Genomic DNA, 14,113 nt, shown 5'->3' with positions numbered 1-14,113 from the left:
TCCCTGGCACATACCCGGGAGATACCCGGGAGTCATCTGAGAGGAATCCGAGAGAGACCGTTCCCTCGTTGGTCTGGACCTCTTGACGGCTGGTCCAGACCTTTCTACGCTCGGCGGGCGCGCGCACCTTTCGGACCACCCCCACCCTTGTCGTCCGCAACTTGAGGAGCACCGTTGAGCACTCAAGCACCGTCGCGCAGAGCAGGGTTCAGACACCGGGCTGCCGCCGGTCTGACCGCCCTCGTCCTGCCACTGGCCGCCATGATCGGCCTCGCCGCCCCCGCCGAGGCCGCGACCTCGGCCACCGCCACGTACACCAAGGTCTCCGACTGGGGCTCCGGCTTCGAGGGCAAGTGGACGGTGAAGAACACCGGCACCACCTCCCTCTCCTCCTGGACCGTCGAGTGGGACTACCCCTCCGGCACCGCGGTCACCTCCGCCTGGGACGCCACCGTCACCAGCTCCGGAACCCACTGGACCGCCAAGAACCTCGGCTGGAACGGCTCCCTCGCCCCCGGCGCCACCGTCTCCTTCGGCTTCAACGGCAGCGGCTCCGGCGCGCCCGCCGGCTGTAAGATCAACGGCGCTTCCTGCGACGGCTCCACCCAGCCCGGGGACAACCCGCCCTCCGCGCCCGGCGCCCCCGCCGCCTCCTCGATCACCGACACCTCGGTGAAGCTCACCTGGAGCGCGGCCACCGACGACAAGGGCGTCAAGAACTACGACGTCCTGCGTGACGGCGTCAAGGTCACCACCACGACCGCCCTCACCTACACGGACAGCGGGCTCACCGCCGGCACCGACTACAGCTACACGGTCGTCGCCCGCGACACCATCGACCAGACCGGCCCCGCCAGCGCCGCGACCCCGGTCCGCACCACGGGCGGCGGAGGCGGCAACCCGCCCCCGAACGTCGTGAAGATGGGCTACTTCACCAACTGGGGCGTCTACGGCCGCAACTACCACGTGAAGAACATCGTGACCTCCGGCTCCGCCGCCAAGATCACGCACATCAACTACGCCTTCGGCAACGTCACCGGCGGCAAGTGCGCCATCGGTGACTCCTACGCCGACTACGACAAGGCCTACACCGCCGACCAGTCCGTCGACGGCGTCGCCGACACCTGGGACCAGCCCCTGCGCGGCAACTTCAACCAGCTGCGCAAGCTGAAAAAGGCCTACCCGAACATCAAGGTCATCTGGTCCTTCGGCGGCTGGACCTGGTCCGGCGGCTTCGGCCAGGCCGTCCAGAACCCGACCGCCTTCGCCCAGTCCTGCTACGACCTGGTCGAGGACCCGCGCTGGGCCGACGTCTTCGACGGCATCGACCTGGACTGGGAGTACCCGAACGCCTGCGGCCTGTCCTGCGACACCAGCGGCCCGGCCGCCTTCAAGAACATGATGCAGGCCATGCGCGCCAAGTTCGGCGCGAACGCCCTGGTCACCGCGGCCGTCACGGCCGACGCCTCCACCGGCGGCAAGATCGACGCCACCGACTACGCGGGCGCGGCACCGTACATGAACTGGTTCAACGTGATGACGTACGACTTCTTCGGCGCCTGGGCGGCCAAGGGCCCGACGGCCCCGCACTCGCCGCTCACCTCGTACGCCGGCATCCCGCAGCAGGGCTTCAACTCCGCCGAGGCCATCGCCAAGTTCAAGGCCCAGGGCGTCCCCGGCAACAAGCTGCTGCTCGGCATCGGCTTCTACGGCCGCGGCTGGACCGGCGTCACCCAGGCCGCGCCCGGCGGCACCGCCACCGGACCGGCCGCCGGCACCTACGAGCAGGGCATCGAGGACTACAAGGTCCTGAAGAACTCCTGCCCGGCCACCGGGACCGTCGCCGGCACCGCCTACGCCTACTGCGGCACCAACTGGTGGAGCTACGACACCCCCGCCACCGTCACCTCGAAGATGAGCTGGGCCAAGAACCAGGGCCTCGGCGGCGCCTTCTTCTGGGAGTTCAGCGGCGACACCGGCAACGGCGAGCTGGTCGGCGCCATCAACAGCGGGCTGAACTAGCCCACGGTCCGGCGGGGGCGGTGCAGCACGCCGCCCCCGTCGTGCCGGACGATCCGGTGCGCCCCGCCCAGCAGGGCGACGGCGCCCCGATAGCCCTCCCCCGCGTCCAGGTCGTACAGCCGCACCTCCGGGTGCGGCTGTCCGCCGTCCCGGCCCCGCCAGGCCAGCAGCTCGGCCGGCCGGTCGGGCGCGGAGACCGTGAGCCGCGCGGGATCCACCCGCAGCCCCTCCCCCGTCGCCTTCAGCACGGCCTCCTTGCGCACCCAGTACGAGGTGAAGGCCACCGCCCGCGCCGGCCCCGGCACCCGGTCGAACGCCACCCGTTCCCGCTCCGAGAGCACCGGCAGCCGCGGCTCGGCCAGCTCGGTGACCCGCTCGACGTCCACCCCGACGGGCGCGCCGGCGGAGAGCGCGACCGCCACCAGCTCGCCCGAGTGGGAGATGGAGAACTCGGCCGGGGCGTCCGTCAGATACGGCTTGCCGTGCGGCCCCGCCGCGAAGGCCAGACCCGCCGGATCCCGGTCCAGGGCGGCGCCGAGCACCGAGCGCAGCAGGGCGTGCGCGGTCAGGTACTGCGCGCGCGCCGGCTCCCCGGTCAGCGACTCGTACACCCGCCGCTCACGCGCGTCGAGCAGGGCGCACAGGTGCGCGGAAGCGGACACGGAAACGGCCCGGGCGGTCCACACATGGCACTCGCCGGGCCGAACGGAGGAGAAGGAGTCAGGCGACATTGACCCGCTGGCCCGGAGGTGCCGCCTCCAGCCAGGCCAGGAAGCCGGTGAGCGCGTCCTCGCTCATCGCCAGCTCCAGGCGGGTGCCGCGGTGCAGACAGCCCTGGATCACCGAGTCGGAGAGCAGCGCGAGCTCCTCCTCGCCCTCGGGCATCCGGCGCTCCAGGACCTCGATGGCCGAGCGCTCCAGGACCCTGCGCGGGCGGGGGGCGTACGAGAAGACACGGAACCAGGCGATCGCGTCACCGCTGTAGCGGGCGACGCCGTACACCCAGCCCTTGCCGGAGGGGTCCGGCTCGTCGGCGACGTTCCACCGCAGGGAGCAGTCGAAGGTGCCGCCGGCGCGCTGGATCAGCCTGCGGCGCAAGCCGAAGACGAAGAGTCCGATCACCACCAGTGCGACGACCAGGCCGCACACGAGCAGAGCGAGGAACATCTTCACCGACCTCCTCGCTGCGTCCCGTAACCGGTGGACCCGGCCGTACCGAATACAACCTGCATCTGCATCGCCTCAGCCGCGGTACGGTCCGGAAAATTCCGGACCGTACCGCGGCTGAGGGCTTGGGCTCTCGCGCGGTCCGCTAGCGGACCGATACCGCGCGCAGCCGGACCTCGGCGCGCCGCTCGGCGGCGGCGTCCGAATCCGTCTTCGCGCGCTCCAGCGCGCGCTCGGCGCGCTGGGCGTCGATCTCGTCCGCGAGTTCGGCGATCTCCGCGAGCAGAGACAGCTTGTCATCGGCGAACGAGAGGAAACCGCCGTGGACGGCGGCGACGACAGTGCCGCCCTCGCTCGTACGGATGGTCACGGGGCCCGACTCCAGCACACCCAGCAGCGGCTGGTGACCGGGCATGACGCCGATGTCGCCGGAGGTCGTACGCGCGATGACCAGGGTGGCCTCGCCAGACCAGACACTCCGGTCCGCGGCGACCAGCTCGACGTGCAGCTCAGCAGCCAAGGGTGGCTCCTCGGGTCACCACCCGGCGGTGCTGCCGGGTGTTGGGATCAATTCTAAGGGGCGTGAAGAGGGGGGCGGGAACGTCTCCCGCCCCCCTCAGGCGAGCACGGGGCTCAGGAGACGCCGAGCTCCTTGGCGTTCTTCTTGAGGTCCTCGAGACCACCACACATGAAGAAGGCCTGCTCCGGGAAGTGGTCGAACTCACCGTCGCAGATCGCGTTGAACGCGGCGATCGACTCGTCGAGCGGAACGTCCGAACCGTCCACACCGGTGAACTGCTTCGCCGCGTGGGTGTTCTGGGACAGGAAGCGCTCGACACGGCGCGCGCGGTGGACGACCAGCTTGTCCTCCTCGCTCAGCTCGTCGATACCGAGAATCGCGATGATGTCCTGGAGGTCCTTGTACTTCTGCAGGATCCCCTTGACGCGCGTGGCGGCGTCGTAGTGCTCCTGCGCGATGTAGCGCGGGTCCAGGATCCGGGACGTGGAGTCCAGCGGGTCCACGGCCGGGTAGATGCCCTTCTCGGAGATCGGACGGGAGAGAACCGTCGTCGCGTCGAGGTGGGCGAAGGTGGTGGCCGGGGCCGGGTCGGTCAGGTCGTCCGCGGGGACGTAGATCGCCTGCATCGAGGTGATCGAGTGACCACGGGTCGAGGTGATGCGCTCCTGGAGGAGACCCATCTCGTCGGCCAGGTTCGGCTGGTAACCCACCGCGGAGGGCATACGGCCGAGCAGGGTCGACACCTCGGAACCCGCCTGCGTGAAGCGGAAGATGTTGTCGATGAAGAACAGCACGTCCTGCTTCTGCACATCGCGGAAGTACTCCGCCATGGTCAGACCGGCGAGGGCGACGCGGAGACGGGTGCCCGGGGGCTCGTCCATCTGGCCGAAGACCAGCGCGGTCTTGTCCAGAACGCCGGACTCTTCCATTTCCGCGATGAGGTCGTTGCCCTCACGGGTGCGCTCGCCGACGCCGGCGAAGACGGAAACGCCCTCGTGCAGCTTGGCCACACGCATGATCATTTCCTGGATCAGAACGGTCTTGCCGACACCGGCGCCACCGAACAGACCGATCTTTCCACCCTTGACGTACGGGGTGAGAAGGTCGACGACCTTCAGGCCGGTCTCGAACATCTCGGTCTTCGACTCGAGGTCCGCGAACGCCGGGGCCTTGCGGTGGATGGACCAGCGCTCGCTGACCTCCGACTCCGCCTCGGGCTCGTTCAGGATCTGGCCCAGCGTGTTGAACACGCGACCCTTGGTGACGTCACCGACGGGCACCGTGATGCCGTTGCCGGTGTCGACCACGGGGGCCTGGCGGACCAGACCGTCGGTGGGCTGCATCGAGATGGTACGGACGATGCCGTCACCGAGGTGCTGCGCGACCTCGAGGGTCAGCGTCTTCAGCGCGCCGTCCTCAGCCGGGTCCGCGACCTCGACGTGAAGGGCGTTGTAGATCTCCGGCATCGCGTCGACGGGGAACTCCACGTCGACGACCGGGCCGATGACCCGGGCGACGCGGCCCGTGGCGGCGGCCGTCTCAACAGTGGTCGTCATTACTTGTCACTCCCCGCGGTCGCGTCGGCCAGGGCTGCGGTGCCACCGACGATCTCGCTGATTTCCTGGGTGATTTCGGCCTGTCGGGCCGCGTTGGCAAGTCGGGAGAGGCTATTGATCAGGTCTCCCGCGTTGTCGGTCGCCGACTTCATCGCGCGGCGCGTGGCGGCGTGCTTGGAAGCAGCCGACTGGAGCAGCGCGTTGTAGATCCGGCTTTCGACGTAGCGCGGCAGGAGGGCGTCCAGGACGTCCTCCGCCGACGGCTCGAAGTCGTACAGCGGGCGGAGCGTGTCCGACTCGCCGGCCTCCTTCGCCACCTCGTCGAGGCTGAGGGGCAGCAGCCGGGCCTCGACCGCCGTCTGCGTCATCATCGAGACGAACTCGGTGTAGACGATGTGGAGCTCGTCCACACCACCCTCGGCCGTGTCCTTCTCGATCGCCTCGATCAGCGGTGCCGCGATCGTCTTGGCGTCCGCGTACGTGGGCTCGTCCGTGAAGCCGGTCCACGTGTCGCTCAGCTTCCGCTCACGGAAGTTGAAGTGCGCGACACCACGGCGTCCGACGACATAGATGTCGACCGCGCGGCCCTCGCCCTCCAGCTGCTTGATGAGCTTCTCCGCCGCCTTGATGGCGTTGGAGTTGAACGCGCCGGCCAGACCGCGGTCGCTCGAAAGGAGCAGGACCGCGGCACGGCTGGGGTTCTCCGCCTCGGTGGTCAGCGCGTGCTTGTCGCTGGCCCCGGTGGCCACCGCGGTGACCGCGCGGGTCAGCTCGGTGGCGTACGGGGTCGACGCCTGCACCTTGCGCTGCGCCTTGACGACGCGCGAGGCGGCGATCATCTCCATCGCCTTGGTGATCTTCTTCGTCGCGGTGACGGATTTGATGCGACGCTTGTAGACCCGGAGCTGCGCTCCCATGAGTCAGGTCCCTTCCGTCGTCACTTCGAGACGTTGACGGCGGCAGCGTCCTCGCCGAGCAGCTTGCCGTCAGACGTCTCGAACTGCTTCTTGAACTCCGCGATGGCGTCGGCGACGGCCGTCAGGGTGTCGTTCGACATCTTCTTGCCCTCACGGATGGAGGTCATGAGACCGGAGTGGCTCTGGCGCAGGTACGCCAGGAGCTCGGCCTCGAAGCGACGGATGTCGGCGACCGGGACGTCGTCCATCTTGCCGGTGGTGCCGGCCCAGACCGAGACGACCTGGTTCTCCGTGGGCATCGGCTGGTACTGAGCCTGCTTGAGCAGCTCGACCATGCGCTGACCGCGCTCCAGCTGCGCCTTCGACGCGGCGTCCAGGTCCGAACCGAAGGCGGCGAAGGCCTCCAGCTCACGGAACTGGGCCAGGTCCACGCGGAGGCGGCCGGCGATCTGCTTCATGGCCGGGTGCTGGGCGGAGCCACCGACTCGGGAGACCGAGATACCGACGTTCAGGGCCGGACGCTGGCCGGCGTTGAACAGGTCGGACTCCAGGAAGCACTGGCCGTCGGTGATGGAGATGACGTTGGTCGGGATGAACGCCGAGACGTCGTTCGCCTTCGTCTCGACGATCGGCAGACCGGTCATCGAACCCGCGCCGAGCTCGTCCGACAGCTTCGCGCAGCGCTCGAGCAGACGCGAGTGCAGGTAGAAGACGTCACCCGGGTAGGCCTCGCGGCCCGGCGGGCGGCGCAGCAGCAGCGACACGGCGCGGTAGGCGTCGGCCTGCTTCGACAGGTCGTCGAAGACGATCAGGACGTGCTTGCCCTGGTACATCCAGTGCTGACCGATGGCGGAACCGGTGTACGGCGCCAGGTACTTGAAGCCGGCCGGGTCGGACGCCGGGGCGGCGACGATGGTCGTGTACTCGAGGGCACCGGCCTCCTCCAGCGCGCCGCGGACGGACGCGATGGTGGAGCCCTTCTGGCCGACGGCGACGTAGATGCAGCGCACCTGCTTGTTGACGTCGCCCGAGCGCCAGTTGTCACGCTGGTTGATGATCGTGTCGATGCACAGCGCGGTCTTGCCGGTCTGACGGTCACCGATGATCAGCTGACGCTGACCACGGCCGACCGGCGTCATGGCGTCGACGGCCTTGTAGCCGGTCTCCATCGGCTCGTGGACCGACTTACGGGCCATAACGCCCGGGGCCTGCAGCTCGAGGGCGCGGCGGCCCTCGGTCGCGATCTCGCCGAGACCGTCGATCGGGTTGCCGAGCGGGTCGACGACGCGACCCAGGTAACCCTCACCGACACCGACGGAGAGGACCTCGCCGGTGCGCTGCACCGACTGACCCTCCTCGATGCCGCTGAACTCGCCGAGGACGATCGCGCCGATTTCGCGCTCTTCGAGGTTCAGCGCGAGACCGAGGGTCCCGTCCTCGAACTTCAGCAGCTCGTTCGCCATGGCCGAGGGAAGACCCTCCACCTTCGCGATGCCGTCGCCGGCCAGGCTGACCGTGCCGACCTCCTCGCGCGAGGCCGCGTCCGGCTGGTACGACTGGACGAAGGTCTCCAGCGCGTCCCGGATCTCCTCCGGCCGGATCGTGAGCTCCGCCATCTGGGTTCCCTGCTCTCCTTGTTGGGCCCGAAGTTTCTTAGGGGTCTGGGGGCCGACCCCCAGGAACTTCTGCAATCTCTGCACGGCCCAACCGGGCCGCATGTTGCTGTCTTGCTTGGTGTGGCGGCTGGTGTCAGCCGGCCAGTCGCCGGGTCGCCTCACCGAGGCGCTCCGCGATGCTGCCGTCGATGACCTCGTCGCCGACCCGCACGGTGATCCCGCCGAGGACCGCCGGGTCCACGTCCAGGTTCAGGTGCATCTGCCGGCCGTACAGCTTGGCCAGCACGGCACCGAGGCGCTGCTTCTGCTGATCGCTCAGCGGCACCGCCGAGGTGACGACCGCGACCATCCGGTCCCGGCGCGCCGCGGCGAGCTTGGACAGGGACTCGAGTCCCGCTTCCAGGCTACGTCCCCGGGGCTGGGTCACCAGACGGACGACGAGTCGCTCGGTGACCGCGTGGGCCTTGCCGCCGAGCAGGCTGCGCAGCAGCTCGCCCTTGGCCGTGGCCGTGGCGGTCTTGTCCGTCAGCGCCGAGCGGAGCTCGGTGCTGGACGAGACGATCCGGCCGAACCGGAACAGCTCGTCCTCGACGTCGTCGAGGGCGCCCGCCCGCTGGGCGGCGGTGAGGTCGGCGATGTTCGCCAGCTCCTCGACCGCGTCGACCAGGTCACGGGAGCTCGACCAGCGCGCGCGGACCAGTCCGGAGACCAGGTCGACGGTCTCGCCGCCCACCTGACCGGCCAGGAGTCGCTGCGTGAGCTCGGCCTTGGCCTCGCCCGCCTGGGCCGGGTCGGTCAGGACCCGGCGCAGCGACACCTCGCGGTGGAGCAGCGCGGTGACCGCGGCCAGCTCACCGGCCAGCTTCGCCGCGTCGACCGACGTGTTGTCGGTCAGCGCGTCGAGGGCCTCACGTGCGGCGCCCAGTGCCTCGCGGCTCGCTCCGTTCATCGGACGGCCTCGGCCTTCTCCTCGAGCTCGTCGAGGAAGCGGTCGATGGTGCGGCTCTGGCGGGCGACGTCCTCGAGGGACTCGCCGACCAGCTTCGCGGCCAGGTCGGTGGCCAGCTTGCCGACGTCCTGACGCAGCGCGGTGGACGCGGCCTTGCGGTCGGCCTCGATCTGGGTGTGACCGGCCGCCACGATCTCCTCGCGCTGGCGCTGGCCTTCCGCCTTCATCTCCTGGATGATCGCGGTGCCCTGCTCCGTCGCCTCCTGGCGGAGACGCGCGGCTTCGTGGCGGGCCTCGGCGAGCTGGGCCTTGTACTGCTCCAGCACACTCTGAGCCTCGATCTGGGCCGACTCGGCCTTCTCGATGCCACCCTCGATGGCCTCGCGGCGCTCTTCCAGAACCTTGTTGATGTTCGGGATGAGCTTCTTGGCGAGGAAGCCGAAGACGATGACGAAGGCGATCAGGCCGATGACGAGCTCATCGAGATGCGGGATGAGCGGAGGCTGGGGCTCCGCCGCTTCCGCAAGAAGCAGAGCGTTCACATCAGTGCCTTCCGTAAAAAGGGTCGGGCTGTCGGTCCGGCTTACTTGTAGACGAAGCCCATGACGATGCCGATGAGGGCAAGCGCCTCACAGAAGGCGAAACCCATGATCTGGTTGGTACGGATCAGGCCGGCCGCCTCGGGCTGACGGGCGAGGGCCTGGGTGCCGTTACCGAAGATGATGCCGACGCCGACGCCGGGGCCGATGGCCGCGAGGCCGTAGCCGATGGAGGCGACGTTTCCGTTGACGGCGGCGAGAGTCTCGAGAGCGGACATGCCGGTTCTTCCTTCTCTTTCAAGGACCCGGTGGGGGTTGGCCACCGGACGACTGTGGGTTGGGAGGTGTGGTGCTGCGGGCCGGGTCGGCTCAGTGGTGCTCGGAGAGCGCGCCCTGGACGTAGCTGCAGGCCAGGAGGACGAAGACGTACGCCTGGACGGCCTGGATGAAGAGCTCGAAGGCGGTCATCACGAGAACCATCACGAACGAGGCGCCGGCGTAGACGAAGCCGAGGCCGTGCATGAGGTAGTACGTCGCCAGCGAGAACATCACGATCAGCAGGTGACCGGCGAACATGTTCGCGAACAGTCGGACCGCGTGCGTGAAGGGCCGGATCAGCAGGTTCGAGAAGAACTCGAGAACGACGACCAGGGGAAGGATCGGGCCGAGCGACTTGTCGTAGCCGACGATGTTCTTCCAGCCGCCGACGAAGCCGTGCTTCTTGAAGGTCAGCGACACCCAGAGGACGTACACGATCAGTGCGAGGGCCGCCGGGAAGGCGATCAGCGACGTGACCGGGAACTGGGCGAGCGGGATGATCGACCAGAGGTTGAGCATCCACACGAAGAAGAACAGCGACACCATCAGCGGGACGTACTTCTCGCCGTCCTTCTTGCCGATGATCTCGTAGACGATGCCGCGGCGCACGAAGTCGTAACCGGCCTCGCCGACCATCTGCATCTTGCCGGGGATCAGCTTGGGCTTGTTGAAAGCGGCCCAGAAGAAGCCGACGACCACGATCGAGCCCAGGATCGCGAGCAGCATGGGCTTCGTGAGCTCGAAGCTCCCCCATGTGGCGATCGGCTCGTACATGAACGTGTGCAGCCCCGGCGCCGGGAAGCCGCATCCGGTGAAGATGTGGCAATCCGGGTCGAAGGCAAGCGTCTGGTCAGCACTCACCGCGGGCTCCTTCAGCGTGGCGCATAGGTACGGCAACCTCGTTGTGTCGGCGCGGCACGCAGCCGCGGGTCGGCACTGGACTGGTCTTACGGATAAGGGGGCGGCGGTTCGGCATCGAGCCTCGCGCTGGGACAGGCGCCGTTTCGGATGCCCACGCCCGCAGTGCCGCAGTTGGCACCGGACGATAGCAGGAAGCCGAACTCGTCTTTATCCCGGCCCTACCCTTCATGACTTCGGCCCCGACTTCTCGGGCTCGACGTACATGATCTTGGCCTTCATATAGGCCCGGGCCTGGGCGGCGACCCACACCACGGTCGTGGCGAGAAGCGTGAACGCGAAGGCCTTGAAGTCGAACGCGGTCGTGTCCTTCAGCAAGGCCAAGAAGATGAAGAGCACCAGCAGTTGGGCCGTGTAGAGCATGAGCCCCATGGCCTGGAAGAGCTGCGGGAGCTTCTTCGCCGTCCGCTGCAGGACCACCAGCCCGAGCCCCATGAAGAGGAGCACCACCAGGGTGCCGACGACGGCGCCGAGAGCGCCCTTGCCGCCCGCGACGACACCACTGACGACGGTCGCGATGGCGCCGGCGGCAGCGGTGGGTACGGCGGTGTGCAGCAGTAGGCGTGCGTCGTTGGACGGCATGGCGGTGTCTCCGCTTGCTGGAGGGGGCGATGGTGTCGTCAAGGACGAGCGTAAGCCCGGTCCGAGGTGGGTCTCGGGGCCAACAGACCGTCGCACTACGGTCTTTCGGCACTGGCGCCGGGTCTCGTGAACCGTATCACAAACTATTTGAATAGGTCTTTACTCGTGAGGTGTGCCAACTGTCACACCTGAGAGTTAACGCGCCCGTGTGTGCAGGACAGCGGGGCGACTTGTCTGGTATTGGCATCCGATGCGGCATTCGCAAACGGGTGCGTCAACCACGCGCTCCGGCCTTACTCCGGTCGGTGAAGCGCGCCCGGTTGCCGATCGCGGTCGATCCGTTGACCCCCGCGGGCACCGGAACGCGCTCCTCCGCAGGCTCCTCGGGGAACTCCGCGAGCGGGACGGCCTTGCGGCGCCGGTAGCGCGGCGGCACGACCGCCTCCGCCCAGCGCGGGGCACGCGGCGTGAACCGCGGCAGCAGCAACAGCACCAGACCGACCGCGCTCAGGACGACCACGGTGAGGACGATCCACATCGACGTCGAGTGCACCGAGTAGGCCAGCGTGCCGAAGGCGATCAGCGCCGACCAGAAGTACATGATCAGCACGGCACGGCTGTGCGAGTGCCCGATCTCCAGGAGCCGGTGGTGCAGGTGCCCGCGGTCCGCGGCGAACGGCGACTGGCCCTTCCAGGTGCGGCGCACGATGGCGAGCACCAGGTCCGCCATCGGGATCGCGATGATGGTCAGCGGCAGCAGCAGCGGGATGAAGACCGGCAGCGCCGCGTGCGTGGCCGCCTTCGTCGAGCCCTCGAAGATCTTCAGCGCGTCCGGGTCGACCTGGCCCGTGATGGAGATGGCCGAGGCCGCCAGGATCAGACCGATCAGCATCGAGCCCGAGTCGCCCATGAAGATCCGCGCCGGGTGCATGTTGTGCGGCAGGAAGCCCAGGCACATGCCCATCAGGATCGCGGCGAACAGGGTCGCGGGCGCCGCCGCCTCGATCGTGTAGCCGAACCAGATCCGGTACGCGTACAGGAAGAAGGCCGCGGCGGCGATGCAGACCATGCCGGCGGCGAGACCGTCGAGACCGTCGACGAAGTTCACCGCGTTGATGGTGAGGACGACCAGGGCGACCGTCAGAAGGGTGCCCTGCCACTGGGTGAGCGCGACCGTGCCGACGCCGGGGATCGGCAGCCACAGGATGGTCAGACCCTGCATCACCATCACGCCGGCGGAGATCATCTGCGCGCCCAGCTTGATCAGCGCGTCCAGCTCGAACTTGTCGTCGAGGACACCGATCAGCCAGATCAGGGCGGCGCCGGAGAGCAGCGCGCGCGGCTCGTTGGACAGCTCGAAGACGCTGTTGAGGTTCTGCAGGTGGTCGGCGACCAGAAGTCCCGCGCACAGCCCGAAGAACATGGCGATGCCACCGAGCCGCGGTGTCGGTTCTCGGTGTACGTCGCGGGCGCGGATCTCCGGCATCGCCCCGGTCGCGATGGCGAACTTCCGCACCGGACCGGTCAGCAGATAGGTCACCGCGGCCGTGACACAGAGCGTCAGCAGGTAATCACGCACGGGCTGCCCCACAGGAATCGCTGGCCATCTAAGCCCCACACCCTAGCCGGGCCGTCCCCATGGTCGAGGACACACCAGCCGCGCGCATGGTTGCGGCGACCCGCCTTTTACCGGCCATACGGGGGAAAACGCCCGGTCAGCTCCCGCACTTCGGCGCGCACCCTGGCCGATTCCCGAGGGTCGTCCCGCAGCGCGGCGGTGAACAGCGCGGCGATCCGGGCCATCTCCGGCGCCCCCATCCCCTGCGTCGTCACGGCGGCCGTGCCGAGCCGGATGCCCCGGCCGTCCCCGTACGGCAGCGCGCACGTGTCGAGAACCACACCGGCGGCGGCCAGCCGGGTCCGGGCGGTGCGCCCGTCGACGCCCAGCGGCGCCGGGTCGGCGGTGATGAGGTGGGTGTCGGTGCCGCCGGTGGTCAGCGCGAAGCCCTCGGCGGCGAGCGCGGCGGCCAGCACGCGGGCGTGCTCGACCACCTGATGGGCGTACTCGGTGAAGGCCGGCGTGGACGCCTCGCCGAAGGCGACGGCCTTGGCGGCGATGGTGTGCATCTGCGCCCCGCCCTGGGTGAACGGGAACACCGCGCGGTCGACCCGCTCGGCCAGCTCCGCCCCGCACAGCAGCAGCCCGCCACGCGGGCCGCGCAGCACCTTGTGCGTGGTGCCGCAGACGATGTCCGCGTACGGGACGGGGCTCGGGGCCGCGCCGCCGGCGACCAGGCCCAGGGGGTGGGCGGCGTCGGCGATCAGATAGGCGCCGACCTCGTCGGCGATGGTCCGGAAGACCGCGTAGTCCAGGTGCCGGGGGTAGGAGATCGAGCCGCAGACGATCGCCTTGGGCCGGTGGTGCCGGGCGAGCGCGGCGACCTGCTCGTAGTCGACGAGTCCCGTCTCCGCGTCCACGCCGTACGGGACGAAGTCGAACCAGCGGCCGGAGAAGTTCGCGGGCGAGCCGTGCGTGAGGTGCCCGCCGTACGCGAGTCCCATGGCGAGCACGGTGTCCCCGGGGCGCAGCAGTGCCGCGTAGGCGGCGAGGACGGCGGAGGAGCCCGAGTGGGCCTGTACGTTGGCGTGTTCGGCGCCGAAGAGGGAGCGCGCCCGGTCGACGGCGATCCGCTCGGCGGCGTCGGCGTACGCGCAGCCGCCGTGGTGCCGGGCGCCGGGATATCCCTCGGCGTACTTGTTCGCGAGCTGCGAGCCGAGGGCGGCGAGGACGGCCGGCGAGGTGAAGTTCTCGGCGGCGATCAGCTGGAGGCTGTCCCCCTGCCGGCGCGCCTCCCCGAGCAGCACGTCGGCGACCTCGGGGTCCTGGCGGCGCAGCACGTCGAGCGGGCTCTGGTGTTCTGCCTCGGGAGGCGCGGTGACCGGCATGGGGGGCTCCGGGCGTGAGCGGTCTGGAAATCCACTGTAGGCACGCCGAGCCGCCTTCGCCGC

14 protein-coding genes are annotated in these 14,113 nt (G+C 69.1%); 1 reads left to right on the top strand and 13 read right to left on the bottom strand.

The window, feature by feature from the left end:
- Positions 1-174: 174 nt before the first annotated feature.
- The gene (locus ACZ3ZE_RS29115) at positions 175-2,022 is read left to right on the top strand and encodes a glycosyl hydrolase family 18 protein (protein WP_467261391.1); all 1,848 of its coding nucleotides are present in this window, start codon (positions 175-177) and stop codon (positions 2,020-2,022) included.
- Here ACZ3ZE_RS29115 and ACZ3ZE_RS29110 read toward each other — a convergent pair.
- The 13 genes from ACZ3ZE_RS29110 to ACZ3ZE_RS29050 all read right to left on the bottom strand — a co-directional run bounded on the left by ACZ3ZE_RS29110 (position 2,019) and on the right by ACZ3ZE_RS29050 (position 14,050).
- Positions 2,019-2,684: a 4'-phosphopantetheinyl transferase family protein gene (locus ACZ3ZE_RS29110; protein WP_467261389.1), complete on the bottom strand. Its 666-nt coding sequence runs from the start codon at positions 2,682-2,684 to the stop codon at positions 2,019-2,021. The genes ACZ3ZE_RS29115 and ACZ3ZE_RS29110 overlap by 4 nt on opposite strands.
- 58 nt (positions 2,685-2,742) lie before the next feature.
- On the bottom strand, positions 2,743-3,189 hold the full coding sequence (locus ACZ3ZE_RS29105) for a DUF2550 domain-containing protein (RefSeq protein ID WP_361175558.1): 447 nt from the start codon (positions 3,187-3,189) through the stop codon (positions 2,743-2,745).
- Between the two features lie 145 nt (positions 3,190-3,334).
- The gene (locus tag ACZ3ZE_RS29100) at positions 3,335-3,709 is read right to left on the bottom strand and encodes a F0F1 ATP synthase subunit epsilon (RefSeq protein ID WP_329424228.1); all 375 of its coding nucleotides are present in this window, start codon (positions 3,707-3,709) and stop codon (positions 3,335-3,337) included.
- Between the two features lie 113 nt (positions 3,710-3,822).
- Entirely contained in the window at positions 3,823-5,265 is a 1,443-nt protein-coding gene (gene atpD, locus ACZ3ZE_RS29095; protein WP_361175561.1) for a F0F1 ATP synthase subunit beta, read from the bottom strand.
- On the bottom strand, positions 5,265-6,182 hold the full coding sequence (locus ACZ3ZE_RS29090; RefSeq protein WP_361175564.1) for a F0F1 ATP synthase subunit gamma: 918 nt from the start codon (positions 6,180-6,182) through the stop codon (positions 5,265-5,267). The genes atpD and ACZ3ZE_RS29090 overlap by 1 nt, the downstream gene beginning before the upstream one ends.
- 20 nt (positions 6,183-6,202) lie before the next feature.
- Positions 6,203-7,798 carry a F0F1 ATP synthase subunit alpha gene (gene atpA / locus ACZ3ZE_RS29085; RefSeq protein ID WP_361175567.1) on the bottom strand — a complete coding sequence of 532 codons (1,596 nt, stop codon included), beginning with the start codon at positions 7,796-7,798 and terminating at the stop codon, positions 6,203-6,205.
- A 133-nt stretch (positions 7,799-7,931) separates the two neighbouring features.
- Positions 7,932-8,747: a F0F1 ATP synthase subunit delta gene (locus ACZ3ZE_RS29080; protein ID WP_361623926.1), complete on the bottom strand. Its 816-nt coding sequence runs from the start codon at positions 8,745-8,747 to the stop codon at positions 7,932-7,934.
- On the bottom strand, positions 8,744-9,289 hold the full coding sequence (locus tag ACZ3ZE_RS29075; RefSeq protein WP_361175573.1) for a F0F1 ATP synthase subunit B: 546 nt from the start codon (positions 9,287-9,289) through the stop codon (positions 8,744-8,746). Before ACZ3ZE_RS29075 ends, ACZ3ZE_RS29080 begins: the two co-directional genes overlap by 4 nt.
- A 41-nt stretch (positions 9,290-9,330) precedes the next feature.
- Positions 9,331-9,564 (bottom strand): ATP synthase F0 subunit C, encoded by a 234-nt coding sequence (atpE, locus tag ACZ3ZE_RS29070; RefSeq protein ID WP_010474382.1) that lies wholly within the window; start codon positions 9,562-9,564, stop codon positions 9,331-9,333.
- A gap of 91 nt (positions 9,565-9,655) precedes the next feature.
- Positions 9,656-10,465 (bottom strand): F0F1 ATP synthase subunit A, encoded by an 810-nt coding sequence (gene atpB, locus ACZ3ZE_RS29065; RefSeq protein ID WP_329424215.1) that lies wholly within the window; start codon positions 10,463-10,465, stop codon positions 9,656-9,658.
- A 225-nt stretch (positions 10,466-10,690) separates the two neighbouring features.
- Positions 10,691-11,104: a hypothetical protein gene (locus ACZ3ZE_RS29060; RefSeq protein WP_361175577.1), complete on the bottom strand. Its 414-nt coding sequence runs from the start codon at positions 11,102-11,104 to the stop codon at positions 10,691-10,693.
- A gap of 274 nt (positions 11,105-11,378) precedes the next feature.
- On the bottom strand, positions 11,379-12,683 hold the full coding sequence (locus ACZ3ZE_RS29055) for an MraY family glycosyltransferase (RefSeq protein WP_361175579.1): 1,305 nt from the start codon (positions 12,681-12,683) through the stop codon (positions 11,379-11,381).
- 107 nt (positions 12,684-12,790) lie between these two features.
- A complete protein-coding gene (locus ACZ3ZE_RS29050) occupies positions 12,791-14,050 on the bottom strand; it encodes a serine hydroxymethyltransferase (RefSeq protein WP_361175582.1) in 1,260 nt (419 codons plus the stop codon).
- Between the last annotated feature and the right edge of the window lie 63 nt (positions 14,051-14,113).

Source organism: Streptomyces sp. NPDC023157, assembly GCF_055560575.1.
Note: the sequence above shows the minus strand (reverse complement) of the source record. Positions and strands in the feature narration are given on the sequence as shown.

What these genes read in the sequence shown, in the direction of transcription:
- ACZ3ZE_RS29105 (WP_361175558.1), bottom strand. Translation starts at nt 3,189, where the DNA reads ATGTTCCTCGCTCTGCTCGTGTGCGGCCTGGTCGTCGCACTGGTGGTG.
- atpD (WP_361175561.1), bottom strand. Translation starts at nt 5,265, where the DNA reads ATGACGACCACTGTTGAGACGGCCGCCGCCACGGGCCGCGTCGCCCGG.
- ACZ3ZE_RS29090 (WP_361175564.1), bottom strand. Translation starts at nt 6,182, where the DNA reads ATGGGAGCGCAGCTCCGGGTCTACAAGCGTCGCATCAAATCCGTCACC.
- atpA (WP_361175567.1), bottom strand. Translation starts at nt 7,798, where the DNA reads ATGGCGGAGCTCACGATCCGGCCGGAGGAGATCCGGGACGCGCTGGAG.
- ACZ3ZE_RS29080 (WP_361623926.1), bottom strand. Translation starts at nt 8,747, where the DNA reads ATGAACGGAGCGAGCCGCGAGGCACTGGGCGCCGCACGTGAGGCCCTC.
- atpE (WP_010474382.1), bottom strand. Translation starts at nt 9,564, where the DNA reads ATGTCCGCTCTCGAGACTCTCGCCGCCGTCAACGGAAACGTCGCCTCC.
- ACZ3ZE_RS29060 (WP_361175577.1), bottom strand. Translation starts at nt 11,104, where the DNA reads ATGCCGTCCAACGACGCACGCCTACTGCTGCACACCGCCGTACCCACC.
- ACZ3ZE_RS29050 (WP_361175582.1), bottom strand. Translation starts at nt 14,050, where the DNA reads ATGCCGGTCACCGCGCCTCCCGAGGCAGAACACCAGAGCCCGCTCGAC.